At 57.8% G+C, this 24,988-nt stretch carries 20 protein-coding genes; 2 read left to right on the forward strand and 18 right to left on the reverse strand.

The genetic code is table 11. The features are described from left to right. Positions 1-237: 237 nt before the first annotated feature. The 18 genes from tilS to rpsB all read right to left on the reverse strand — a co-directional run bounded on the left by tilS (position 238) and on the right by rpsB (position 20,994). Positions 238-1,557 carry a tRNA lysidine(34) synthetase TilS gene (gene tilS / locus GIR22_RS14385; protein ID WP_154743976.1) on the reverse strand — a complete coding sequence of 440 codons (1,320 nt, stop codon included), beginning with the start codon at positions 1,555-1,557 and terminating at the stop codon, positions 238-240. Between the two features lie 102 nt (positions 1,558-1,659). Continuing rightward, on the reverse strand, positions 1,660-2,607 hold the full coding sequence (locus GIR22_RS14390; RefSeq protein WP_154743977.1) for an acetyl-CoA carboxylase carboxyltransferase subunit alpha: 948 nt from the start codon (positions 2,605-2,607) through the stop codon (positions 1,660-1,662). Positions 2,608-2,745: 138 nt separating this feature from the next. Further along, the gene (dnaE, locus tag GIR22_RS14395) at positions 2,746-6,267 is read right to left on the reverse strand and encodes a DNA polymerase III subunit alpha (RefSeq protein WP_154743978.1); all 3,522 of its coding nucleotides are present in this window, start codon (positions 6,265-6,267) and stop codon (positions 2,746-2,748) included. Positions 6,268-6,344: 77 nt separating this feature from the next. Further along, positions 6,345-6,977 carry a ribonuclease HII gene (rnhB, locus tag GIR22_RS14400; RefSeq protein WP_154743979.1) on the reverse strand — a complete coding sequence of 211 codons (633 nt, stop codon included), beginning with the start codon at positions 6,975-6,977 and terminating at the stop codon, positions 6,345-6,347. Beyond that, positions 6,974-8,113: a lipid-A-disaccharide synthase gene (lpxB, locus tag GIR22_RS14405; protein WP_154743980.1), complete on the reverse strand. Its 1,140-nt coding sequence runs from the start codon at positions 8,111-8,113 to the stop codon at positions 6,974-6,976. The genes rnhB and lpxB overlap by 4 nt, the downstream gene beginning before the upstream one ends. Positions 8,114-8,115: 2 nt before the next feature. Beyond that, positions 8,116-8,892, reverse strand: a complete 777-nt coding sequence (gene lpxA, locus GIR22_RS14410) for an acyl-ACP--UDP-N-acetylglucosamine O-acyltransferase (RefSeq protein ID WP_154743981.1) — start codon at positions 8,890-8,892, stop codon at positions 8,116-8,118. After that, a complete protein-coding gene (gene fabZ / locus GIR22_RS14415) occupies positions 8,889-9,329 on the reverse strand; it encodes a 3-hydroxyacyl-ACP dehydratase FabZ (protein WP_154743982.1) in 441 nt (146 codons plus the stop codon). Before fabZ ends, lpxA begins: the two co-directional genes overlap by 4 nt. Positions 9,330-9,438: 109 nt before the next feature. Then, positions 9,439-10,494, reverse strand: coding sequence for a UDP-3-O-(3-hydroxymyristoyl)glucosamine N-acyltransferase (gene lpxD / locus GIR22_RS14420; protein WP_154743983.1), 1,056 nt, complete (start codon positions 10,492-10,494; stop codon positions 9,439-9,441). Between the two features lie 3 nt (positions 10,495-10,497). After that, positions 10,498-11,001, reverse strand: coding sequence for an OmpH family outer membrane protein (locus GIR22_RS14425; protein ID WP_178122253.1), 504 nt, complete (start codon positions 10,999-11,001; stop codon positions 10,498-10,500). 45 nt (positions 11,002-11,046) lie between these two features. After that, positions 11,047-13,434, reverse strand: coding sequence for an outer membrane protein assembly factor BamA (gene bamA / locus GIR22_RS14430; RefSeq protein ID WP_154743984.1), 2,388 nt, complete (start codon positions 13,432-13,434; stop codon positions 11,047-11,049). A 74-nt stretch (positions 13,435-13,508) separates the two neighbouring features. Continuing rightward, positions 13,509-14,861: a sigma E protease regulator RseP gene (gene rseP / locus GIR22_RS14435; protein WP_154743985.1), complete on the reverse strand. Its 1,353-nt coding sequence runs from the start codon at positions 14,859-14,861 to the stop codon at positions 13,509-13,511. 54 nt (positions 14,862-14,915) lie between these two features. Beyond that, positions 14,916-16,106 carry a 1-deoxy-D-xylulose-5-phosphate reductoisomerase gene (gene ispC / locus GIR22_RS14440; RefSeq protein WP_178122254.1) on the reverse strand — a complete coding sequence of 397 codons (1,191 nt, stop codon included), beginning with the start codon at positions 16,104-16,106 and terminating at the stop codon, positions 14,916-14,918. Beyond that, positions 16,103-16,909, reverse strand: a complete 807-nt coding sequence (locus GIR22_RS14445) for a phosphatidate cytidylyltransferase (protein WP_154743986.1) — start codon at positions 16,907-16,909, stop codon at positions 16,103-16,105. The genes ispC and GIR22_RS14445 overlap by 4 nt, the downstream gene beginning before the upstream one ends. Further along, the gene (uppS, locus tag GIR22_RS14450; RefSeq protein WP_154743987.1) at positions 16,909-17,664 is read right to left on the reverse strand and encodes a polyprenyl diphosphate synthase; all 756 of its coding nucleotides are present in this window, start codon (positions 17,662-17,664) and stop codon (positions 16,909-16,911) included. Before uppS ends, GIR22_RS14445 begins: the two co-directional genes overlap by 1 nt. Positions 17,665-17,680: 16 nt before the next feature. Beyond that, positions 17,681-18,238 carry a ribosome recycling factor gene (gene frr / locus GIR22_RS14455; RefSeq protein ID WP_154743988.1) on the reverse strand — a complete coding sequence of 186 codons (558 nt, stop codon included), beginning with the start codon at positions 18,236-18,238 and terminating at the stop codon, positions 17,681-17,683. Further along, positions 18,235-18,978 (reverse strand): UMP kinase, encoded by a 744-nt coding sequence (gene pyrH / locus GIR22_RS14460; RefSeq protein WP_019692086.1) that lies wholly within the window; start codon positions 18,976-18,978, stop codon positions 18,235-18,237. Before pyrH ends, frr begins: the two co-directional genes overlap by 4 nt. Positions 18,979-19,189: 211 nt before the next feature. After that, the gene (gene tsf, locus GIR22_RS14465; RefSeq protein WP_154743989.1) at positions 19,190-20,053 is read right to left on the reverse strand and encodes a translation elongation factor Ts; all 864 of its coding nucleotides are present in this window, start codon (positions 20,051-20,053) and stop codon (positions 19,190-19,192) included. Between the two features lie 203 nt (positions 20,054-20,256). Next, positions 20,257-20,994, reverse strand: a complete 738-nt coding sequence (gene rpsB, locus GIR22_RS14470) for a 30S ribosomal protein S2 (protein ID WP_154743990.1) — start codon at positions 20,992-20,994, stop codon at positions 20,257-20,259. Positions 20,995-21,382: 388 nt separating this feature from the next. Here rpsB and map point away from each other — a divergent pair, with 388 nt between their 5' ends. Together map and GIR22_RS14480 are read left to right on the forward strand one after the other, a co-directional pair. Beyond that, a complete protein-coding gene (map, locus tag GIR22_RS14475) occupies positions 21,383-22,165 on the forward strand; it encodes a type I methionyl aminopeptidase (RefSeq protein ID WP_154743991.1) in 783 nt (260 codons plus the stop codon). Positions 22,166-22,237: 72 nt separating this feature from the next. After that, entirely contained in the window at positions 22,238-24,940 is a 2,703-nt protein-coding gene (locus tag GIR22_RS14480; protein ID WP_154743992.1) for a [protein-PII] uridylyltransferase, read from the forward strand. Positions 24,941-24,988: the final 48 nt, after the last annotated feature.

Consider the following 24,988-nt stretch of genomic DNA (forward strand, 5'->3'; position numbering starts at 1 on the left):
CCGCCGGGGAAAGCGAAGGAAGGCCGAAGCCCCCGATCACCTGCATTAATCACAGTGCACCTTTCAAAAAAACCGCCGCGTTGTGACAGACCAGCAATGGAACACCGGTACGTTGATCGCTACACATTTTTTGGAATCGCCCAGCAAAGACTGCTTGGTAATCGGCAACTGCTGCGATTCAGGCGAATCCACAGAAGTTGTATCAAGAAGGGAGCGTAGTCTACCGGAAAGGCGCTATCAGCTCAAACCTTGATCGCAGGTTGGCGGCATCCAATGTAATTGCCAATCGCCATGGGCCTCGACCGCCAGCCCCGGCAGGTTGGGCACCGCCAGCAATTGCTGCCCCTGATACAGCAGCGGCAATCTGCCACGGACCACGCCTGGCAAGCCGCTTTCATTAAGCAACCGCTTGAGATCGCGGCGACCTCGACCTGGCACTTCCATGATTTCACCGCCCTGACGGTAGCGGATGCTCAAGGCACCCTTAGGGGCCTGACCAGTGAAATACACATGCCCATTGCTGGGTAACTGTAGTGGGTTTTCCGGATGCAGCCAGCCCTGCGGCGTGTCGGAAAAGTCCGACCATGCCATCGGCAGCCACCAAATTCGATCAGCGCAACGGTGCAGTTGGCCGTCAGCCAGGGGCCACAATGGCTGTGCATCGCACTTGGCATCACGCAATGCGTTCCAACCGGCCCAGTGGTTGCTATCAGGCAAACGCGTCAGTGATGTCAGCCAGTACCGCAAAGCGTTACGCTGGCGAGCCTCTGAGAGCGCACAGAGCGGAGCCAGGGACAATGACGGCAGTGACAGCCAGGGAAACGCCGACGGCGCGCTGGCGGCCAGCAGGTCCATCTGCGCCAACTCATCAAGCAAGCCCTGGGCCTCACTCAGATGTTCGGCAGTACGGGCCAGGGTATTGACGGCCTGGGGCCAGCGGTTGGTCAGCAGCGGCAACACGTGCCCGCGCAGGTAATTACGCGAAAAACGCGGGTCGGCGTTTGACGGGTCTTCGATCCAGGCCAGTTGCTGCTCGCGGGCGTAGGCCTCCAATTCGGCACGAGAGACATCCAGCAGCGGCCGTACCAGACGGCCCTCCCCCAGCGAACGGTGGACGGGCATGGCAGCCAGTCCCCGCACCCCGGCCCCACGCAGCAAACGAAACAGCAGGGTTTCGGCTTGATCATCACGGTGCTGACCCGTCAGCAGTACGCTCCCAGGCCCGGCGAGTTCAATAAACGCCTGGTAGCGCGCCTCACGGGCTGCACGCTCAACGCTGGCGCCAGGCTGGACCTGAACGCGCATGATCTGTAGTCGCACACCCAGGCTATCGCAGACTGCCTGGCAATGAGCCGGCCAAACGTCAGCCGCAACCTGGAGGCCATGATGAACATGGACAGCACTCAGTGGCGGGAGCGATTCGGTTTTGGCCAGGGTAGCGAGGAGGTGCAGCAAGACAGTGGAGTCGAGGCCACCGGAGAATGCGATATGCCAAGCCGGGGCATTGCGCCAGGAGGCCAAGGATTGCAGAAGTTTGGCGGACAGAGCTGGTTTCATCACAACACCCTGAACCTGATCGTTTCCACGCCCTGCGTCACCAGCGGGACGCAGAGCGTCCTAAACAGCATTCCCACGCAGAGCGTGGGAATGCTCATTTGATCAGAGACCGTAGCTCATCAGGCGCTCGTAACGACGGGTCAGCAGCGCCTCGTTGTCGAGCTTCTTGAGCGTTGCCAGTTGCGAGCCGAGCTCTGCACGAATGGTCGCGGCAACCGCAGCCGGGTCGCGGTGGGCACCGCCCAGTGGTTCGGCGATCACTTTATCCACAATGCCCAGGCCCTTGAGGCGATCAGCGGTGATCCCCATGGCCTCGGCGGCATCCGGAGCCTTGTCGGCGGTTTTCCACAGGATCGAAGCACAGCCTTCCGGCGAGATCACCGCGTAAGTTGAATATTGCAGCATATTCAATTGATCGCAAACGCCAATAGCCAGCGCACCGCCAGAACCGCCTTCACCGATAACAGTGGCGATGATCGGGGTTTTCAGGCGCGACATGACCCGCAGGTTCCAGGCAATCGCTTCGCTCTGGTTACGCTCTTCAGCATCGATACCCGGATAAGCGCCCGGGGTGTCGATGAAGGTCAGGATCGGCATCTTGAAGCGCTCGGCCATCTCCATCAGACGGCAGGCCTTGCGATAGCCTTCCGGACGAGGCATGCCGAAGTTGCGGCGAACCTTCTCGCGTACTTCACGGCCTTTCTGGTGGCCGATGACCATCACTGGCTGGTCGTCCAAGCGAGCAATGCCACCGACGATGGCGGCGTCATCGGAGAAGTGACGATCGCCGTGCAGTTCGTCGAACTCGGTAAAGATGTGTTGGATGTAGTCCAGGGTATACGGACGGCGTGGATGGCGGGCCAGGCGCGCGATCTGCCAGCTAGTCAGTTTGCCGAAGATTTCTTCGGTCAGCGTCTTGCTCTTGTCTTGCAGGCGAGAGATTTCATCGCCGATGTTCAGCGAATTGTCATTGCCGACCAGGCGCAGCTCTTCGATCTTGGCTTGCAGGTCAGCAATCGGCTGTTCGAAATCAAGAAAATTCGGGTTCATAAGCGTCCGTCTTGGGTCGACGGCCAAGGAGTACCTGGCCAGCCGGTTGTCTATTCGCGCCCACCTTAAGGGAGAGGCGCGTCAAGGTCGAGATTAAATGTTTAGTCGAGATCAGGGCTTTTTCCATGCCCCTGACCATCAACGGTATTGGAGGAAGACGTTGTCACGCCCGAACTGGTCACGCAATGCCTGAATCAAGCCATCCCCCGGGTCGATTCGCCAGGTCTCGCCGAACTGCAACATGGCCTTGGCATCGCTGCCGGTGTACTCCATGGTTACCGGGCAGGCACCACGATGGCGCTTGAGCAACTCGCCCAGGCAGCGTAGCTGATCACCCTTGAGCGCTTCAGTGCGCACTTTCAGGCGCAGGCTTTCTGCCAGGTTGGTTCGCGCATCCTCCATGCTCATCACCCGCTTGATCCGCAGGCGCAAGCCGCCGGAAAAGTCGTCGTTGCTGACCTCTCCTTCCACCACCACCATCGCATCGGTCTGCAACAGTGACTGGGCGGAATGGAAAGCGTCGGCAAACAGCGAGGCCTCTATTCGGCCGGAGCGGTCGTCGAGGGTGATAAAGCCCATCTTGTCGCCCTTTTTGTTCTTCATGACTCGCAGGGCGATGATCATGCCGGCGACAGTCTGGGTGTCACGCGCCGGCTTCAGGTCAATGATGCGCTGACGGGCAAAACGACGGATCTCTCCTTCGTATTCGTCAATCGGGTGACCGGTAAGGTACAGCCCCAGAGTGTCCTTCTCACCTTTCAGGCGTTCCTTGAGGGTCAGTTCCTTGGCCTTGCGGTGATTGGCGTAGACATCGGCGTCTTCCTCGACAAACAGGCCGCCAAACAGGTCGGCGTGGCCGCTGTCGTGGGTTCGGGCAGTCTGCTCTGCCGCCTTGATCGCCTCTTCCATGGCCGTCAGCAACACCGCTCGATTACGGTCGATATTGGCTTGGTAAGCCTTCGGCTCGTCATGAAAGTACGGACCCAGTCGGTCCAGAGCGCCGCTGCGGATCAGGCCGTCGAGGGTGCGTTTGTTGATGCGTTTGAGGTCAACCCGAGCACAGAAGTCGAACAAGTCCTTGAACGGCCCGTCCTGACGCGACTCGGTAATCGCCTCCACCGGGCCTTCGCCCACGCCTTTGATCGCACCCAAGCCATAAATAATGCGGCCTTCGTCGTTCACCGTGAACTTGAACTCGGAAGCGTTCACATCCGGTGCGTCGAGACGCAGCTTCATGGTTCGCACTTCTTCGATCAAGGTCACGACCTTGTCGGTGTTGTGCATATCCGCCGAGAGTACCGCCGCCATGAACGGCGCCGGATAGTGAGCCTTCAGCCAGGCGGTCTGATACGACACCAGCCCGTAGGCGGCGGAGTGGGATTTGTTAAAGCCGTAACCGGCGAATTTCTCCACCAGGTCGAAAATATTACCGGCCAGGTCAGCGTCAATGTTGTTGGTCGCGCAACCTTCAATGAAACCGCCACGCTGCTTGGCCATTTCCTCGGGTTTTTTCTTACCCATGGCGCGGCGCAGCATGTCCGCGCCGCCCAGAGTGTATCCGGCCATGACTTGGGCAATCTGCATCACCTGTTCCTGATACAGGATGATGCCGTAGGTCGGTGCCAGTACCGGCTTGAGGCCTTCATACTGGTAATCGGAATGCGGATAGGCCAGCTCGGCGCGGCCGTGCTTACGGTTGATGAAGTCATCCACCATGCCCGATTGCAATGGGCCCGGACGGAACAGGGCCACCAGGGCGATCAAGTCTTCCAGGCAGTCGGGCTTGAGCTTTTTGATCAGCTCTTTCATACCGCGGGATTCAAGCTGGAACACCGCGGTGGTTTCAGCTTTTTGCAGTAACTGGTACGTCGGTTTGTCGTCCAGCGGGATAAAGGCAATGTCCAGCGGCGCTTCATCGACCTTGGCACGTTCACGGTTGATGGTTTTCAGCGCCCAATCGATGATCGTCAGGGTCCGCAGGCCCAGGAAGTCGAACTTCACCAGACCGGCGGCCTCCACATCGTCCTTGTCGAACTGGGTAACCAGGCCGCCGCCTTCTTCATCGCAATAGATCGGCGAAAAGTCAGTCAGCTTGGTTGGGGCAATTACCACACCACCGGCGTGTTTACCGACGTTACGCACCACACCTTCAAGCTTACGGGCCATGTCCCAGATTTCGGCAGCCTCTTCATCGACCTTGATGAATTCCCGCAGGATTTCTTCCTGCTCGTAGGCTTTTTCCAGGGTCATGCCGACTTCGAAGGGAATCATCTTCGACAGGCGATCAGCCAGGCCGTAGGACTTGCCCTGCACCCGGGCCACGTCACGGATAACCGCTTTCGCCGCCATGGAACCGAAGGTGATGATCTGGCTTACCGCGTTGCGGCCATACTTCTCGGCCACGTATTCAATCACGCGGTCGCGACCGTCCATGCAGAAGTCAACGTCGAAGTCGGGCATCGAGACCCGTTCCGGGTTGAGGAACCGTTCGAACAGCAGGTCATATTCCAGCGGGTCAAGGTCGGTGATCTTCTGCACATAGGCCACCAGGGACCCGGCACCCGACCCACGACCTGGACCTACCGGCACGCCGTTACTCTTGGCCCACTGGATAAAGTCCATAACGATCAGGAAGTAACCGGGAAATCCCATCTGGATAATGATATCCAGCTCGAAATTCAGCCGATCGACATAGACCTGGCGCTTGGCCTCGTAATCCTCGGTAGTGTCCTTGGGCATGAGAACGGTCAGACGCTCTTCCAGGCCGTCGAACGAAACCTTGCGGAAATACTCATCGATGGTCATGCCATCGGGAATCGGGAAGTTGGGCAAAGAGTGTTTGCCCAACTTCACGTCAATATTGCAACGCTTGGCAATTTCGACGGTATTTTCCAGCGCCTCGGGCAAGTCGCTGAACAACTCGGCCATTTCTTCGGCAGTCTTGAGGTATTGCTCTTCGCTGTAGTTCTTCGAACGGCGCGGATCGTCAAGGGCCCGCCCCTCACCGATGCACACACGGGTTTCGTGGGCCTCGTAGTCTTCCTTCCGGATAAAGCGCACATCGTTGGTTGCCACCAGCGGCGCCCCCAGGCTCTCGGCCAGGGCAACGGCGGCATGTAACTGCTCTTCATCGTTGGGACGGTTGGTGCGCTGGATTTCCAGGTAGAAACGGCCGGGGAAGACGGCCATCCATTCACGGGCGAGGACTTCAGCCTCGTGAGGATTACCGCCCAGCAATGCGATACCGATTTCACCTTCTTTGGCCGCCGAGAGCATGATCAGCCCTTCGCTGGCCTCGGCCACCCACTCACGCTCAATGATCACCGAGCCATTGCGCTGACCATCGATAAAACCACGGGAAATCAGCTCCGTGAGGTTGCGATAACCTACGGCGTTCATCGCCAGCAGACTGATGCGACTCAGTGCATTATCCGGGTCCTTGTTCGACAGCCACAGGTCGGCACCACAGATCGGCTTGATACCGGCGCCCATGGCAGCCTTGTAGAACTTGACCAGGGAACACATGTTGTTCTGGTCAGTGACCGCCACGGCCGGCATATTCATGCCCACCAGATTTTTGACCAGCGGTTTGATCCGTACCAGGCCGTCGACCAGGGAATATTCAGTGTGCAGGCGCAGGTGAACGAATGAAGCCGGCATAGTGATCCTGTCTAGATACGTGTGAAAACAACAAGGCCCGGATTGTACCGGGCCTTGAGCCAAACATCAGCCTGCGACTAAACCTCGCTGAGACTCTCCCGCGCCTCGTAAGCCTGACGTACCGGGGCAAACGAGCGGCGATGAATCTGAGTCGGGCCCAGACGAGCCAAGGCTTCCAGATGAACGGGCGTCGGGTAGCCCTTGTGGCCGCCAATGCCATAACCTGGGTAGATCAATTCGAAAGCAGCCATTTCACGGTCACGGCTGACCTTGGCCAATATCGACGCAGCCGCAATCGCTGGAACCTTACTGTCACCCTTGACCACCGCTTCGGCCGGCATAGCCAGTTTCGGACAACGATTGCCGTCGATCATCGCCAGTTTCGGAGTGATGTGCAGTCCTTCTACGGCACGCTGCATGGCAAGCATGGTGGCGTGAAGGATGTTCAGCTCATCGATTTCTTCGACTTCAGCCCGGGCGATATGCCAGCTCAGGGCCTTCTCGCAGATCTCGTCGTAGAGTTTTTCGCGACGGGCTTCGGTGAGTTTCTTCGAATCGTTGAGACCGATAATCGGGCGGCTTGGATCGAGGATCACAGCGGCCGTGACAACCGCCCCACAGAGTGGGCCGCGGCCCACTTCATCGACACCCGCCACCAGATCAAAGGCATCGGCGACCAGGCTGAAATCCAGGCCCATTTGCGTCTTCATAGCGCTTCCTGTTTTTGGCCAATCAAGGTCAGCACGGCACCAGCTGCCTGGTTCGACGCATCGCGGCGCAAGATCCGGTGAATTTCGTCAAAACCACGAGTCTGTTCTTCGCCACCTTCGATCAAGGGGAGCAAGGTCAGCGCCAAGGCCTCAGGCGTTGCATCATCCTGCAGCAACTCGGGTACCAACAGACGCTGGGCCAACAAATTGGGCAAAGAGATGTAAGGGCTTTTGACCATACGCTTGAGAATCCAGTAGGTCAGCGGCGCCAGGCGATAAGCCACGACCATGGGGCGCTTGTAGAGCAAGGCCTCGAGGGTCGCTGTACCGGAGGCGATCAGCACCGCATCGCACGCAGCCAGAGCCAGGTGCGAACCGCCATCAAGTAGTGTCAACGGCAAGCTGCGCCCTACCAGCAATGCTTCGATTTGCGCACGACGCTGGGGGCTGGCGCACGGCAACACAAAGCGCACACCCGGCCTCAAGACTTGCAAGCGCTCGGCGGCATCGAAGAACAACGCGCCGAGACGACCGACTTCACCACCACGGCTGCCAGGCATCAGCGCCACCAGCGGGCCGTCAGGCAAGCCCAACTCGGCACGGGCTGCTGCTCGATCCGCTTGCAGAGGAATAGTGTCAGCCAGGGTATGGCCGACAAACCGCACCGGCACGCCCTTCTCTTCGTAGAACCTGGCCTCGAATGGCAGCAGGGTCAACATCAAGTCACAACCTTCGCGAATTTTCAGCACGCGCTTTTGTCGCCACGCCCAGACGGACGGACTGACGTAATGCACGGTCTTGATCCCGACCTGGCGCAACTTGAGTTCAATGTTGAGGGTAAAGTCCGGAGCATCGATACCGATAAAGGCGTCAGGCTTTTCTTCGATCAGAGTCTGAATCAGCTTTTTGCGGCGAGCCAACAGTTCACGCAAGCGACCCAGCACCTCAACCAACCCCATGACCGACAGGCGCTCCATGGGGAAATAGGACGTCAGGCCTTCGGCCTGCATCAACGGGCCGCCAACGCCGATAAACTCGACTGCCGGATGCTGGGCCTTGAGTGCCCGCATCAGACCTGCACCCAGGATATCGCCGGAAGCTTCTCCGGCCACCAGCGCAATACGCAAGCTGGCCATGATTAGCGGGTGATGCCGCGAGTCGAAGACTGGATGGAGTCACGGAACACCGCGACTTCCGGGTACAACGAAGCTGGCTCGGCCAATCCGGCCAGGGCCTGGTCGACGGTCAGCCCCTGGCGATAAACCACCTTGTAGGCACGGCGCAGGGCATGGATCGCGTCCTCGCTGAAACCACGACGACGCATGCCTTCAAAGTTCATGCTGCGAGCTTGTGCAGGATTGCCGAAGACCGTGACAAATGCCGGAACATCTTTTCCGATGGCCGTACCCATGCCGGAAAAGCTGTGGGCACCGATATGGCAGTACTGGTGAACCAGGGTGAAACCGGACAGGATCGCCCAGTCATCGACGTGTACATGGCCGGCCAGTGCAGTGTTGTTGACCAGAATACAGTGGTTGCCGATCACACTGTCATGTCCGATATGGGCGTAGGCCATTACCAGGTTGTGGTCACCCAGCGTGGTTTCCGCGCGATCCTGGACGGTACCGCGATGAATGGTCACGCCTTCACGGATGATGTTGTGATCACCGATTACCAGACGCGTTTCTTCACCCTTGTACTTCATGTCCGGGGTGTCTTCGCCGATCGAGGAAAACTGATAGATGCGATTGTGTTTGCCAATCCGCGTCGGGCCTTTGAGGATCACGTGCGGCCCGATGACTGTCCCCTCGCCGATTTCCACACCTGCGCCGATGATCGACCATGGGCCGACCTCAACGTCGGCGGCCAGGACGGCCGTCGGATCGATGATTGCGCGAGGGTCAATCAAACTCATAGTTTGCGTTCCGCGCAGATGATTTCAGCGGAGCATACAGGCTTGCCATCGACGGAAGCCTGGCATTCGAACTTCCAGATCTGGCGTTTACAGCTGATGAACTTGGCTTCAAGGATCAACTGATCACCTGGGGTGACCGGGTTGCGGAAACGCAACTTGTCGGAACCCACGAAATAGTAGAGCGTGCCATCGACAGGCTTCAAGTCGAGCATTTTGAAACCAAGGATACCGGCAGCCTGGGCCATTGCCTCGATGATCAATACGCCTGGCATGATTGGATGCGCAGGGAAGTGACCATTGAAGAACGGTTCGTTGATGCTGACATTCTTGTAGGCACGAATGCGCTTTTCCTCAACATTCAGCTCCACTACGCGGTCCACCAGCAGGAACGGGTAACGGTGAGGCAGGTATTCGCGAATCTCGTTAATGTCCATCATTTCGGGGGAAGCCTGTAATAAAGATTGGGAGCGCGCGGACTAAGGCACGCTCCTCTAGCAAATCAAGGAGGCAGTCTAGCGGCTGTGCACACTTGATATGGAAATGGTATCAGCCATCTGATGAAGCATTACCGCCAGGGGTCACGTCCCCAACACGCTTTTCCAGATGTTTCAGGCGTCGAGCAATGTCGTCGAGCTGCCTCAGACGAGCCGCGCTCTTGCGCCATTCGGCCGCAGGCTGCATGGCCGTACCGGAAGAATAGGACCCAGGTTCGGTAATCGAATGGGTCACCATGGTCATCCCGGTGATAAATACGTTGTCACAAATATCGATATGACCAACCAGGCCAACGCCACCTGCCAGCATGCAATGCTTGCCGATCTTCGCGCTGCCGGAAATTCCCACACACGCAGCCATGGCCGTATGGTCACCAATCTGGACGTTGTGGGCGATCTGAATCTGGTTGTCCAGCTTCACGCCATTACCAATGACGGTATCAGCCAGGGCACCGCGATCAATAGCAGTATTGACGCCAATTTCCACATCGTCGCCAATCAGCACCCCGCCCACCTGGGCGATCTTGTGCCAGATACCCTTTTCAGTGGCGAAACCAAAACCTTCGCCACCAATCACTGCGCCGGACTGAATCACCACACGCTCGCCAATACGCACGTCGTGGTACAGGGTCACGCGGGGCGCGAGCCAACCGCCGGTACCAATTTCGCTGCGCGCACCGATAAAACAGTGGGCGCCTACAGTCACGCCGGCAGCGATATACGCACCACTTTCGATCACCACAAAAGCACCAATACTCGCGGCAGGATCAACCTGTGCGTCTTCGGCAATCACCGCCGAGGGGTGAATCCCGACAGGCGCCTTGGGCTTGGGATCAAACAGGTGCGACACTCGTGCATAAGACAGGTACGGGTTAGCTACGATCAGCGCATCCCCTGCAAACCCCTCGGCATCAGCGGCCTTCAGCAACACGGCTGCGGCCTGGCTGTCGCCCAGGTATTTACGGTATTGGGGATTTGCCAGAAAGCTCAACTGAGCTGGGCCAGCCTCCTGCAAGGTGGCTAGCCCAGTGATTTCTTTCTCCGGGGAGCCATGCAAGGTGGCCCCCAGGAACTCGGCCAATTGGCCGAGTTTGATAGTCGCGGTCATGGGTTACTTCAGCTGATTCATACGCTCGATCACCTTACGGGTGATGTCGTACTGAGGTTTGACGTCAATCACAGCGCCACGCTCGAAGACCAGGTCAAAGGCACCTTTCTTGATAACTTCTTCTACGGCGCTATCGAGTTTCGGCTTGAGCTGCTTGAGCATTTCGCGGTCAGCAACAGCCTTGGCTTCGTTCAGCTCCTTGGACTGGAACTGGTAATCACGGGCCTTTTGCTTGAATTCAAGCTCTAGACGCTCGCGCTCGCCTGTCTGCATCTTGTCGCCACCGGCAACCAGACGATCCTGGATACCCTTGGCACTGCTTTCCAGGCTTTTGAGCTTGGTCAATTGCGGGCCAAATTTCTTCTCGGCATCCACGGCGTACTTCTTGGCCGCATCGGATTCCAACAGGGCCATCTGATAGTTCAGGACGGCAATTTTCATTTCGGCAAAAGCCGGGGTTGCTACCAGGACAGTCGCCAGGAGAACCAATTGAGTCAACTTACGCACGATGTACTCCTACAGAATCCGTTGTCGTTATCTTGGGTCAGGCTATTAGAAAGTCTGGCCGAGGGAGAATTGGAATATCTGGGTTTCAGCGTTATCCGGTTTCTTGATCGGCATGGCCAGAGCAAAGCTCAATGGGCCCAATGCAGTAATCCAGGTCACGCCCACACCTACCGAACTGGCCAGATTGCTCAGACTGACGTCGTTGCACTGGGTGTTTGACTTCAAGCCGCTCGGATTGGTGATCTGGTCGCACTTGGAGTCGAACACGTTACCCACATCCCAGAAGACCGAGGTACGCAGGGAGCGTTGATCCTTGACAAATGGCAGCGGGAACAAGACCTCGACACCACCTTGAATCAGCACGTTACCACCGAATGGCAGCGGATCATCGTCCGTGTCCACTTCGGTCCCGGCGTTACCAGTCTTGGCAAAACCACGACTCGGTGTACCACGAGGGCCCAGGGTGCTGTCCTTGAAACCACGTACCGAGTTGAAACCACCCGCGTAGTAGTTCTCGTAGAACGGCAAGCCATCGGTCGAACCATAACCGTCACCATAGCCCAGTTCCGTGTGCAGGCGCATGGTGTAGTTGTCGCTCAATGGCATGAACAACTGGCCACGATAATCGAGCTTGAAGAATGACAGGTCGCTGCCTGGGGTGGTGGCTTCCAGGGTCAGGCTCTGGGAGTGACCGCGGGTTGCCAGCACGCCTTTGTTCAGCGTCGACTCGGACCAGCCGGCCGAGGCCTTGAAGTTCAGGAACTTGTCACCTTCCCGACGGGTGAAGTCGAAGATCTCATCCACGGTGTACACACCCGTCTTGATCTCATCCTGTTGCGCGGTCAGGCCGAAGGTCAGGCGCGAGGTCTCACTGATCGGGTAACCGACGTTGACACCAGCGCCCAGGCTATCGATCGCATAGCTTGCAACGTCGACATCGAGGTCGTCGTAGTCAGTCGTGCGATAGAAAGCGTTGTAGCCCAGGCTCACACCATCAGCAGTCCAGTAGGGGTCGACATAACCGAAGTTATAGCGGCTCTGGTATTCGCTTCGGGTCAAACCGATGCTGACCTTGTTACCGGTACCCAGGAAGTTGTTCTGGGTGATCGAGCCGCCCAGGATCAGGCCGGCGCTCTGGGCAAAGCCGACGCTGGCGGTGATCGAGCCGGACGCTTGCTCTTCCACAGCGTAGTTCACGTCAACCTGGTCATCCACACCCGGTACGGCCGGGGTTTCCACGTTGACTTCCTTGAAGAAGCCCAGGCGTTCAAGACGGGTCTTGGACTGGTCGATCAGGTAAGTCGAGGCCCAGCCGCCTTCCATCTGACGCATTTCACGGCGCAGCACTTCGTCCGCCGACTTGGTGTTGCCACGGAAGTTGATGCGATTTACATAGGCCCGCTTGCCAGGATCGACAACAAAGGTGACGTCCACGGTGTGGTCATCATCATTCGGGGTAGGCACGCCGTTGACGTTGGCGAAGGTGTAGCCCTCGTTACCCAGGCGACGAGTGATCAGTTCGGAAGTGGTGGTCATCAGCTTGCGCGAGAACACCTGGTCTTTCTGCACCAGCAACAGGGACTTGACCTGATCCTCGGGAACTTTCAAGTCGCCGCTGAGTTTCACGTCACGAACGCGGTACTTCTCGCCTTCGTTGACGTTGACGGTGATATAGACGTGCTTCTTGTCCGGGGTGATGGACACCTGGGTCGAGGCAATATCCATGTTGATGTAGCCACGATCCAGGTAGTAGGAGCGCAGACGCTCCAGGTCACCGGAAAGCTTTTCACGGGCGTACTTGTCATCGTTCTTGAAGAACGACAGCCAGTTGGTGGTCTTGAGCTCGAACAGGTCGATCAGGTCATCGTCGGCAAACTTGGTGTTACCCACCACATTGATGTGCTGGATAGCCGCCACGGTCCCTTCGTTGATATTTACCTTCAAGCCGACACGGTTGCGTGGCTGCGGCACCACTTCGGTTTCCACGGAGGCTGAATAACGCCCCTGGGCAACGTACTGGCGCTGCAGTTCGTTACGCACGCCTTCGAGGGTGGCGCGCTGGAAGATCTCGCCTTCGGCAAGACCGGATTGCTTGAGGCCTTTCATCAGGTCTTCAGTAGAGATCGCCTTGTTGCCTTCGATCTCGATACTGGCGACGGAGGGTCGCTCGACCACGGTGATGACCAGGACGTTACCTTCGCGGCCCAGTTGGATGTCTTGAAAGAAACCGGTTTTGAACAGCGCACGAGTGGATTCCACCAGGCGACGGTCATCAGCCTGTTCCCCGACGTTCAACGGCAAGGCACCAAAGACGCTACCCGCGGAAACCCGCTGGAGGCCGTTGACGCGAATATCGGAGATAGTGAAGGACTCGGCGTGAACTTCGGCGATCATCAATACGGTGAGAACCGCAGTTAGCAGCAGACGTTTCATGAAGTCCTTTCTTATTCCAACTGGCAATAAACAAACTGCCGCAAAATGCGGCAGATTCGCAATTCAGCGAAGCGTTACAGTCGACCCAGATCGTTGACCAGAGCTAATAACATCACTCCGACCACCAAACTGATACCGATCTGTATCCCCCAACCCTGCACCCGATCCGACAAGGGGCGACCACGCACCCACTCGACCAGATAAAACAACAGATGCCCCCCATCCAATACTGGAATGGGCAACAAATTCAGAACCCCCAGGCTAATACTCAGATAAGCCAGGAAATTCAGGAAATCAGCCATGCCCGACTGGGCAGAAGCGCCCGCCACTTTAGCAATGGTTATCGGTCCACTCAAGTTTTTTACCGAGAGCTCACCGAACAACATTTTCTTGAGGGAATCGAGGGTCAGCACACTCATGGTCCAAGTGCGTCGCGCACCCTCGCCAATTGCTGCCAATGGCCCGAAGCTGATCTCGCGCACCATGGATGGCGGCCACTCGACACCTTTCACCCCGGCCCCGAGATAGCCCCCGGCCGCCTTGGCTTCTCCGCGAACCGCCAATACAACTGGAACGTCGATTTGAGCACCGTCGCGCTCAACTTTCAGCACAATTCTGGTATCAGGACGTACGCGAACCCGATCGACAACTTGCTGCCAATCAGTCAGCGCCTGACCATCCAGGGCCAATAGCCGATCGCCGGTTTTCAGCCCGGCAGCCTGTGCCGGCCCCTTGGGATCCAACTCCGCCAGCACCGGCGGCAAGGCCGGGCGCCACGGGCGAATCCCAAGGGACTTGATCGGGTCGGGCTCATCTGCCCCCTTCAACCATTGGTCCAGGATCAGCTCACGTGGCGTCTCGGCGGTAGAATCCTGCTCGCGCACCACCAGCTTCACGGTGCCGCTTTCTCCCAGGCGACGCACCAACTGCAGGTTGACCGCTCCCCAACCGGTGGTCGGCTCGCCATCTATTGCAACAATTTCCTGGCCTGCGCTCAGGCCAGCCTTCGCTGCAATGCTACCCGCCTCGACCGCACCGATGACCGGGCGCACTTGCTGGCTACCGAGCATCGCCAGCGCCCAGAAAAACACCATCGCGAGCAAAAAGTTGGCGATAGGGCCGGCGGCAACAATGGCAATACGCTGACGAACGGTCTTGCGATTAAAGGATTGATCCAGTTGATCGGCCGGCACTTCGCCTTCGCGCTCGTCGAGCATCTTGACGTAGCCGCCCAAGGGAATCGCCGCGATCACAAATTCGGTGCCGCGGCGGTCGTGCCAGCGCAGCAACGGCATGCCAAAACCGACGGAAAAGCGCAGTACCTTGACGCCGCAACGACGTGCCACCCAAAAATGGCCGAACTCGTGGAAGGTGACCAGCACACCCAGAGCAACCAGGGTGCCGATAATCATGTAGAGCGCACTCATCTAATTTCTCCGCATTCCAATCCAGTGCCCCGCAGGCTCAAATACACCCCAAGACTAACGCGCGTTGCGGCTCAACCATTGCCTGGTCAGCGTACGGGCCTTTGCATCCGCCTCGAACACCGCCCCCAAGTCATTCACGGCAACTACCGGCTCGCGACTGAGGACCTCCTCGATGATACTCGCGATCTCCGGGAAACGGATGCGCCTTTCGAGAAACGCCGCTACTGCCACTTCATTGGCCGCATTAAGCATTGCCGGCGCGCTGTTACCCGCCTCGGCCGCTTCGCGCGCCAGACGCAAGCAAGGAAAGCGCTGCTCATCCGGCGCCTCGAAGTCCAGGCGGGCAATCGCAAACAGGTCCAACGGCGCGACACCTGAATCGATCCGTTCCGGCCAGGCCAAGGCATTGGCGATCGGCGTACGCATGTCGGGATTGCCCAACTGGGCCAACACCGAGCCGTCCACGTAATCGACCAGAGAGTGAATCACGCTTTGCGGGTGAATCACCACCTCGACCTGGTCAGGCCTGGCATCGAACAACCAGCACGCCTCGATCAGCTCCAGGCCTTTGTTCATCATGCTTGCCGAATCTACCGAGATTTTGCGGCCCATGGACCAATTGGGATGGGCACAGGCTTGATCGGGAGATACGCTTTCCAGCTCAGCCAATGGCGTCTGCCGGAACGGGCCGCCGGAAGCGGTCAGCAGGATCCGGCGCACACCCACCTGGCTCAGGCCACGGGCAAAATCCCCGGGCATGCACTGGAAAATCGCATTGTGCTCACTGTCCAGAGGCAACAGCACCGCACCACTCTTGCGTACAGCCTGCATAAAAAGCGCGCCGGACATGACCAGCGCCTCCTTGTTGGCCAGCAGGATCTTCTTGCCCGCATCGACAGCGGCGAGGGTCGGACGCAGGCCCGCAGCACCGACAATCGCCGCGACAACCGTGTCGACCTCAGGATCGGCCGATACCTGACACAACCCTTCCTCCCCAACCAATACGTGAGTAGCCAAGCCCGCAGCACGCAAATCGTTCTGCAAGCTCCGCGCAACCGCCGCTTCAGGCACCACCGCATAGCGTGGCGTATGTCGGACACACAGCGCCAGCAACTCACTCAGGCGGCTGAAACCGGTCAAGGCGAACACTTGGTAGCGTTCAGGATGGCGCGCAATGACATCCAGGGTACTCAGCCCCACCGAGCCGGTAGCCCCCAGCACGGTCACCTGTTGCAGGCGACTCACGAAGCCGTCATCCACAACAGCACGGCAAAGATCGGGATGGCCGCGGTCAGGCTGTCGATGCGATCCAGCACGCCGCCGTGACCAGGCAGCAGATTGCTGCTGTCCTTGATTCCAGCCTGGCGCTTGAACATGCTTTCGGTGAGGTCACCCACCACCGAGATGAATACGACCACCGCCGCCCCCACCAGGGCCAGGAGCATTTCTTTCATCGTCCAACCACGTACGAAACCGACAATAAGGGTGATCACCAGCGTCAAGACAAGGCCGCCATACACACCTTCCCAGCTCTTGCCCGGACTGACAGCCGGTGCCAGCTTGCGCTTACCGAAGGCTCGGCCGGAGAAGTAGGCGCCAATATCAGCGCCCCAGACCAACACCATCACAGCCATGATCAACCAATTACCCATCGGCGATTGCTTGATCAGCACCAGGCCTTGCCAGGCCGGTAGCAGAATCAACAGACCAATCACCAGTTTGCAGGCAACGCTGGACCAGTGGTCACTGGTGCCCGGATAGGTCAGCACCAGGAAAGTCGCCAGCAACCACCACAGCACCGCCGCCCCCAGCACCCAGAGAGCGAGGCCCGGCAGGATGTACATCAGGAACAGCAGCAATGCCACTACGGCGGCGTACAGCACGCGTGGCAACTGTTCGGCAAAACCTGCCAACCTCGCCCATTCCCAGGCACCCACGGTGACAACCAGGCCGATGAACAGCGCAAAGCCGGAACCTTGCAGCAGGAAAAACCCACACAAGGCAATCGGCAGCAGGATCAGCGCCGTGATGATTCGTTGTTTAAGCATTAAACCCGGGCTCCAGCTTCAATCTGCTCGCTCGTTTTACCGAAGCGACGCTGACGGGAAGCATAATCGGCCAGCGCGTTGCGCATGGCATCGTGTTTGAAGTCCGGCCAGAACAGGTCGGAGAAGTACAGTTCGGTATAGGCCAACTGCCACAATAGGAAATTGCTGATGCGATGCTCACCACCGGTACGAATACACAAGTCTGGCAACGGCAGGTCACCGGTTACTAGGCAGGTTTGCAACAGCTCAGGCGTGATGTCTTCTGGCTTCATATGACCGGCCTGTACTTCGCGAGCCAGACGCTGGGCAGCCTGGGCGATATCCCATTGCCCCCCATAATTGGCCGCAACCTGCAGCACAAAGCGGTTGCTGCCGACAGTGATTGCCTCGGCTTCACGCATCGCCGCTTGCAACTCGGGGTGAAACCGTGAGCGGTCACCAATGATACGCAGGCTTATATTGTTCTCGTTCAGCCGCTTGGCCTCACGACGCAATGCCTTGAAGAACAGATCCATCAAGGCACTGACTTCTTCGGCCGGCCGCTGCCAGTTTTCACTGGAGAACGCGAACAAGGTCAGCACCTCGACCTTGGCTTCGGCACACACCTCAATGACCGCACGTACAGCGTCGACACCCGCCTTATGCCCGGCGACACCCGGCATAAAGCGTTTTTTCGCCCAGCGATTATTCCCATCCATGATGATCGCGACATGGCGCGGCACCACAAAGGGTACGGATTGCTTGGTCTTTTCCATGAAGGCGTCCTGACCCTTATACGGCCATCAGATCCGCTTCTTTTTGCTTGGTGGCGGCTTCGATATCAGCCACGGCCTTGTCGGTCAGCTTCTGCACGTCATCAGCAGCACGACGCTCTTCGTCTTCGCTGATTTCCTTTTCCTTGACCAGGTCCTTCAATTGGCTCAATGCATCGCGACGGATGTTGCGCACGGCGATCCGCGCATCTTCGGCAGCATCACGAGCCTGCTTGGCAAACACCTTGCGAGTTTCCTCGGTCAAGGCCGGCATGGAGATCAACAGCAATTCGCCCAGGTTGGTCGGATTGAGGTTGAGGCCAGCGCTCTGGATGGCCTTGTCGACGGCGCCGAGCATGTTGCGCTCAAAGGCCACGACTTGCAGGGTACGGGAATCCTTGACCGTGACGTTGGCCACCTGGCTGATCGGGGTATCGGCGCCGTAATAAGGCACCATCACGCTACCCAGGATGCTCGGGTGTGCCTTGCCAGTACGAATCTGGCCAAACGCGTGGCTCAGAGACTCCAGGGACTTTTGCATACGCGCTTGAGCGTCTTTCTTGATTTCGTTGATCATTGTTCGCCTTCCTCGATCAGAGTCCCTTCCGCGCCGCCGTGTACGATATTCAGCAGGGCACCGGGCTTGTTCATGTTAAATACGCGCAGCGGCATCTTGTGGTCGCGGCACAGGCAAATAGCCGTCAGGTCCATCACACCCAGCTTGCGATCCAGCACTTCATCATAAGTCAGATGATCGAACTTCTCGGCATGCGGGTCTTTGAACGGGTCGGCAGTGTACACGCCATCCACCTTGGTGGCCTTGAGCACCACGTCAGCATCGATTTCGATAGCACGCAAGCAAGCCGCCGAGTCGGTGGTGAAGAACGGATTACCCGTGCCGGCGGCAAAGATCACCACTTCTTTGGCGTTCAGGTGGCGCATGGCCTTGCGGCGGTCATAGTGATCGGTCACGCCAACCATGGAGATAGCCGACATCACGATAGCCGAGATATTGGCACGCTCCAGAGCGTCGCGCATCGCCAAGGCGTTCATCACAGTGGCCAACATGCCCATATGGTCACCGGTTACCCGATCCATGCCAGCCGCGCTGAGCGCCGCACCGCGGAACAAGTTGCCACCACCGATCACCAGACCGACCTGAACACCGATGCCCACCAACTGGCCGACTTCCAATGCCATGCGGTCGAGCACCTTCGGGTCGATCCCGAACTCTTCCGAGCCCATCAGGGCCTCGCCGCTAAGTTTGAGTAGAATGCGTTTATAGCGAGCCTGATAACCACTGCCCTGCTGAGCCATTGCGAATCTCTCCTGCGGCGTATTTTTAAAAAATTCTTGGCAAGCCGTTAACGGCCTGCGTTCACTCTAGCTGGACACTGCCACCGCGCCATCGGAACACGGCTTTGCAAGCCAGTTCCGGAGGGAAGCCAAATAAAATTGATCACCCCACCTGAAAAGAGGCTGCGCGCGTGAGCGGGCAGCCTCTTTTGGGCGACAGTTAAAAACCGTCTTATTGCTTGGCGGCAGCCAGCTGGGCAGCAACTTCTTCAGCGAAGTTGTCGACCGGCTTCTCGATACCGTCGCCTACTTTGAAGTAGGTGAAGGAAACGATTTCAGCACCGGCTTTCTTGGCCAGTTCGCCAACCTTGATTTCAGGGTTCTTGACGAACGCCTGCTCAACCAGGCTCGCTTCAGCCAGGAACTTGCTGATACGACCCTTGATCATGTTTTCAACGATGTTTTCTGGCTTGCCGGCGATCTTGTCAGCGTTGAGGCTCAGGAATACGGTTTTTTCGCGTTCGATTGCATCAGCGGACACTTCCGATGGCAGCAGGAATTCAGGGTTGCTGGCCGCTACGTGCATAGCGATGTCTTTGGCCAACTCAACGCTGCCGCCTTTAAGGGCAACTACAACGCCGATCTTGTTACCGTGCAGGTAACCACCAACCACATCACCTTCAACGCGAGCCAGGCGACGGATGTTGACGTTTTCGCCAACCTTGCCAACCAATACCAGGCGAGCAGCTTCTTGAGCTTCGATCAGCGGAGCGACGTCAGTCAGCTTGTCGGCGAACGCTTTTTCAACGCTTGCAGCAACAAATGCCTTGAAGTCGTCCTGCAGAGCCAGGAAGTCAGTTTGCGAGTTCACTTCCAGCAGGACTGCGGTTTTACCGTCTTCCTTCAGGGCGATAGCGCCTTCAGCAGCTACGTTGCCTGCTTTCTTGGCAGCCTTGATGGCGCCGGAAGCACGCATGTCATCAATGGCTTTTTCGATGTCGCCGCCGGCCTTGGTCAAGGCCTTTTTGCAATCCATCATGCCTTCGCCAGTACGCTCACGCAGTTCTTTAACCAACGCTGCAGTAATCTCTGCCATTTCAAAATCCTCTTGGATAGGTTTTCAACCATTCCACCCGATCAACCGGGCGATCAATTCTTCCCGAATCACCCTTGTAGACTGCTGCACGTTACAGCTGCAATATTGCACCGCTACAAGTGGGCGCCGACAAATGGTTTTCGAGGTGGCAAAAAGGGGGCCAAGCCCCCTTTTTGCTTACTGAGTCAACGCCAAGGCGTCAATTACTCAGCTGCTGCTACCGGAGTTTCTTCAACGAACTGCTCGGTGCCGCCAGCAACGTGGTTGCGGCCACGGATTACAGCGTCAGCCATCGAACCCATGTACAACTGGATGGCACGAATTGCGTCATCGTTGCCTGGGATGATGTAGTCAACGCCTTCCGGGCTGCTGTTGGTATCGACTACGCCGATAACCGGGATACCCAGCTTGTTGGCTTCGGTGATCGCGATACGCTCGTGATCAACGTCGATAACGAACAGTGCGTCAGGCAGACCGCCCATATCCTTGATACCACCCAGGGAACGATCCAGCTTTTCCAGGTCGCGAGTGCGCATCAGCGCCTCTTTCTTGGTCAGCTTGGCGAAAGTACCGTCTTCGGCTTGCACTTCAAGGTCACGCAGACGCTTGATGGAAGCACGGATAGTCTTGAAGTTGGTCAGCATGCCGCCCAACCAGCGGTGATCGACGTACGGCGAACCGCAACGTGCTGCTTCTTCAGCAACGATCTTGCCAGCGGAACGCTTGGTGCCGACGAACAGAATCTTGTTTTTGCCCTGGGCCAGGCGCTCTACGAAAGTCAGAGCTTCGTTGAACATTGGCAGGGTTTTTTCAAGGTTGATAATGTGGATCTTGTTACGCGCGCCGAAAATGTACTTACCCATTTTCGGGTTCCAGTAACGGGTCTGGTGACCGAAGTGCACACCGGCCTTCAGCATATCGCGCATGTTGACTTGGGACATGATAGTTCCTTAAGTAAGTCGGGTTTGGCCTCCACGTATCCCAATGACCAACCAGCAGCATTTAAGCTTCCGGCACCCAGGTCATCGTGTCGACACGTGTGTGGATTTAAGCTTTGCGGGGTATCCCCGGAAAGCGGCGCATTTTATACCATAGGAAGGGCAAAAACGAAACACGCAATCACATTTACCCGCCACCCCTTTTGCGCAAGCCTTTGAATAGAGCCAGAATACCCCCATCCTTATAGAGAGAAGCGATAGCCAGGCGCTCATGGTTTGCCACCGACGTCTGATAGAATCGCGTTTTTTGGGTTTGTGTGAATTCTGTAACCTTTTGTCGCACGCCCGTAAACCGTATTGATTGCAGCGCGTCGCGCTAGAGAGAGCCTGTATGACCGTTACTTTGAAAACCGCCGAAGACATCGCAGGCATGCGCGTTGCCGGAAAACTGGCTGCCGACGTGCTGGAAATGATTGCAGAACACGTCAAGCCCGGCGTCACCACTGAGGAATTGGACCGTATCTGCCACGACTATATTGTCGATGTGCAAAAGGCCATCCCTGCGCCGCTGAACTACAAGGGCTTCCCCAAGTCGATCTGCACCTCGATCAACCACGTGGTATGCCACGGAATTCCCGGCGACAAGCCCCTTAAAGACGGCGATACCCTGAATATCGACGTGACGGTGATCAAGAACGGCTACCACGGTGACACCAGTCGCATGTTCCACGTCGGCAGTGTGCCGGTATGGGCCGAGCGCCTGTCGCAGATCACCCAGGAATGCATGTACAAGGCCATCGAACTGGTCAAGCCCGGCTGCCGCCTGGGGGATATCGGTGAAGTGATCCAGAAGCATGCGGAAAAGAACGGTTTCTCGGTAGTTCGCGAATTCTGCGGCCATGGCATCGGCAAGGTATTCCACGAAGAACCGCAGATCCTGCACTACGGCCGCGCCGGCACCGGCATGGAACTCAAGGCTGGCATGACCTTCACCATCGAGCCGATGATCAACCAGGGCAAGGCCGACACCAAGGTACTGGGCGACGGCTGGACCGCCATCACTAAGGACCGCAAGCTCTCGGCCCAATGGGAACACACCTTGTTGGTCACCGAGACCGGCTACGAGATCTTCACCCTGCGCGCTGACGACACGATTTCTCGCATTTCGGCCTAGGCTTTTTTATACTGGCGGGCCTCGGTTTTCGCACACCGGTTGCAACCTATAGATAGAAAGGAAAGCCGATCGATGCCCCAGGTGGACCCCGAACTCTTCGACCGCGGCCAGTTCCAGGCTGAACTGGCGCTGAAGGCAAGCCCTATCGCCGCCTTCAAGAAAGCCATCCGCCAGGCCCACGAGGTGCTTGATGAGCGTTTTCGCAGTGGCCGGGACATCCGTAGGCTGATCGAGGACCGCGCTTGGTTCGTCGACAACATCCTGCAAAAAGCCTGGGAACAATTCAGTTGGAGCGAAGACGCCGACATCGCCCTGGTGGCGGTCGGCGGTTACGGTCGAGGTGAACTGCACCCCTACTCGGATATCGATCTGCTGATCCTGCTGGACAGTGCCGATCATGAAGTTTTTCGCGATTCCATCGAGCGTTTTCTGACGCTGTTGTGGGACATCGGCCTGGAAGTCGGCCAAAGCGTGCGCTCGGTGGATGAGTGTGCCGAAGAAGCCCGCGCCGACCTGACGGTGGTCACCAACCTAATGGAAAGCCGCACTATCAGCGGCCCCGAGCGCCTGCGCCAGCGCATGCTGGAAGTGACCAGCACCGCACACATGTGGCCGAGCAAGGACTTCTTCCTGGCCAAGCGTGCCGAGCAGAAAGCCCGGCACCATAAATACAACGATACCGAATACAACCTGGAACCCAACGTCAAGGGCTCCCCTGGTGGACTACGGGATATCCAGACGATTTTGTGGGTCGCACGGCGCCAATACGGCACCCTGAACCTGCGTGCCCTGGCCGGCGAAGGGTTTCTGGTGGAGAGTGAAAACGCCCTGCTGGCCTCGTCCCAGGAGTTCCTGTGGAAGGTACGCTACGCCCTGCACATGCTTGCCAGGCGCTCCGAGGACCGCTTGTTGTTCGACCACCAGCGTTCCATCGCTACTCTGCTGGGGTTCGAAGGCGAAGATGCCAAGACCAGCATCGAAAGTTTCATGCAGCAGTATTACCGGGTGGTCATGAGCATTGCCCAACTCAGCGACCTGATCATCCAGCATTTCGAAGAAGTCATCCTCGCCCCGGAGGACGAAACACCACCGCAACCGATCAACTCGCGCTTCCAGCTACATGACGGCTACATCGAAGCGTGTCACCACAATGTGTTCAAGCGCACCCCGTTCGCCATGCTGGAAATCTTCGTGCTGATGGCCCAGCAACCGGAAATCAAAGGCGTGCGGGCCGATACCATTCGTCTATTGCGGGAAAATCGTCACCTGATCGACGATGATTTTCGCAATGACATTCGCAACACCAGCCTGTTTATCGAGCTGTTCAAGTGCAAGATCGGTATCCACCGCAACCTGCGACGAATGAACCGCTACGGCATTCTCGGACGCTATTTGCCGGAGTTCGGCTTTATCGTTGGGCAAATGCAGCACGACCTGTTCCACATTTATACGGTGGACGCCCATACCCTGAACCTGATCAAGCATCTGCGTAAAATGCAGTACACCCAGGTATCGGAAAAATTCCCCTTGGCCAGCAAGCTCATGGCACGGCTGCCCAAGCCCGAATTGGTCTACCTCGCCGGCCTGTACCACGACATCGGAAAGGGCCGTCACGGTGACCACTCGGAAATCGGCGCCGTGGATGCTGAAGCGTTCTGCCAGCGGCACCAGTTGCCCCTGTGGGACAGCCGCCTGATTGTCTGGCTGGTACAAAACCACCTGGTGATGTCCACCACCGCCCAGCGCAAGGACTTGTCCGACCCGCAGGTGATCCACGACTTCGCCCAGATCATCCTCGATGAAACCCATCTCGATTACCTGTATGTGCTGACCGTCTCCGACATCAACGCTACCAACCCCACATTGTGGAACTCCTGGCGCGCCAGCCTGTTGCGCCAGCTCTACACCGAAACCAAGCGCGCCTTGCGTCGCGGCCTGGAGAACCCGGTGGACCGCGAAGAACAGATCCGCCGCACCCAAAGCGCGGCCTTGGACATCCTGGTGCGCGGGGGCAATGATCCGGACGATGTCGAACAACTCTGGTCGCAATTGGGAGATGACTATTTCCTGCGCCACACCGCCGGCGATGTCGCCTGGCACAGCGACGCCATCCTGCAGCAACCGGCCGACGGCGGCCCGCTGGTGCTGATCAAGGAAACCACCCAGCGCGAATTCGAGGGCGGCACGCAAATCTTCATCTACGCACCGGACCAGCACGACTTCTTCGCCGTGACCGTGGCGGCCATGGACCAGCTCAACCTGAACATTCACGACGCGCGGGTTATCACTTCCAGCAGCCAGTTCACCCTCGACACCTACATCGTGCTCGACACTGACGGCGACTCGATCGGTAACAACCCGACCCGCGTCAAGCAGATCCGCGACGGCCTTACCGACGCCCTGCGCAACCCCGACGACTACCCGACCATTATCCAGCGTCGGGTCCCGCGCCAGCTCAAGCACTTTGCCTTTGCGCCCCAGGTGACCATTTCCAACGACGCCCAGCGTCCGGTGACGGTGCTGGAACTCAGCGCGCCCGATCGCCCAGGCCTGCTGGCGCGTATCGGCACGATTTTCCTGGAGTTCGACCTATCGTTGCAGAACGCCAAGATTGCGACCCTGGGTGAACGGGTGGAAGACGTGTTCTTTCTCACCGATGCGAACAACCAGCCGCTTTCCGACCCCGAGCTTTGTCGTCGATTGCAGGATGCAATCGTCGAGCAATTGAGCGTGAACCAAGAGCCCGGGATTGAGTTGTCGCGACTGAGTATTTGACCGACGGGCAGTCATACCGCCCCTCTGCCTAGTTTTTAATGCCTTGCA

It is taken from the genome of Pseudomonas karstica (genome assembly GCF_009707515.1).
GTDB classification, from domain to species: Bacteria; Pseudomonadota; Gammaproteobacteria; order Pseudomonadales; family Pseudomonadaceae; genus Aquipseudomonas; species Aquipseudomonas karstica.

What these genes read in the sequence shown, in the direction of transcription:
- uppS (WP_154743987.1), bottom strand. Translation starts at nt 17,664, where the DNA reads ATGGAAAAGACCAAGCAATCCGTACCCTTTGTGGTGCCGCGCCATGTC.
- fabZ (WP_154743982.1), bottom strand. Translation starts at nt 9,329, where the DNA reads ATGATGGACATTAACGAGATTCGCGAATACCTGCCTCACCGTTACCCG.
- dnaE (WP_154743978.1), bottom strand. Translation starts at nt 6,267, where the DNA reads ATGCCGGCTTCATTCGTTCACCTGCGCCTGCACACTGAATATTCCCTG.
- frr (WP_154743988.1), bottom strand. Translation starts at nt 18,238, where the DNA reads ATGATCAACGAAATCAAGAAAGACGCTCAAGCGCGTATGCAAAAGTCC.
- bamA (WP_154743984.1), bottom strand. Translation starts at nt 13,434, where the DNA reads ATGAAACGTCTGCTGCTAACTGCGGTTCTCACCGTATTGATGATCGCC.
- tilS (WP_154743976.1), bottom strand. Translation starts at nt 1,557, where the DNA reads ATGAAACCAGCTCTGTCCGCCAAACTTCTGCAATCCTTGGCCTCCTGG.
- map (WP_154743991.1), top strand. Translation starts at nt 21,383, where the DNA reads ATGACCGTTACTTTGAAAACCGCCGAAGACATCGCAGGCATGCGCGTT.
- rpsB (WP_154743990.1), bottom strand. Translation starts at nt 20,994, where the DNA reads ATGTCCCAAGTCAACATGCGCGATATGCTGAAGGCCGGTGTGCACTTC.
- lpxA (WP_154743981.1), bottom strand. Translation starts at nt 8,892, where the DNA reads ATGAGTTTGATTGACCCTCGCGCAATCATCGATCCGACGGCCGTCCTG.
- GIR22_RS14480 (WP_154743992.1), top strand. Translation starts at nt 22,238, where the DNA reads ATGCCCCAGGTGGACCCCGAACTCTTCGACCGCGGCCAGTTCCAGGCT.
- lpxB (WP_154743980.1), bottom strand. Translation starts at nt 8,113, where the DNA reads ATGGCCAGCTTGCGTATTGCGCTGGTGGCCGGAGAAGCTTCCGGCGAT.
- rnhB (WP_154743979.1), bottom strand. Translation starts at nt 6,977, where the DNA reads ATGAAGACGCAAATGGGCCTGGATTTCAGCCTGGTCGCCGATGCCTTT.
- rseP (WP_154743985.1), bottom strand. Translation starts at nt 14,861, where the DNA reads ATGAGTGCGCTCTACATGATTATCGGCACCCTGGTTGCTCTGGGTGTG.
- pyrH (WP_019692086.1), bottom strand. Translation starts at nt 18,978, where the DNA reads ATGGCTCAGCAGGGCAGTGGTTATCAGGCTCGCTATAAACGCATTCTA.
- lpxD (WP_154743983.1), bottom strand. Translation starts at nt 10,494, where the DNA reads ATGACCGCGACTATCAAACTCGGCCAATTGGCCGAGTTCCTGGGGGCC.
- GIR22_RS14390 (WP_154743977.1), bottom strand. Translation starts at nt 2,607, where the DNA reads ATGAACCCGAATTTTCTTGATTTCGAACAGCCGATTGCTGACCTGCAA.
- tsf (WP_154743989.1), bottom strand. Translation starts at nt 20,053, where the DNA reads ATGGCAGAGATTACTGCAGCGTTGGTTAAAGAACTGCGTGAGCGTACT.
- GIR22_RS14445 (WP_154743986.1), bottom strand. Translation starts at nt 16,909, where the DNA reads ATGCTTAAACAACGAATCATCACGGCGCTGATCCTGCTGCCGATTGCC.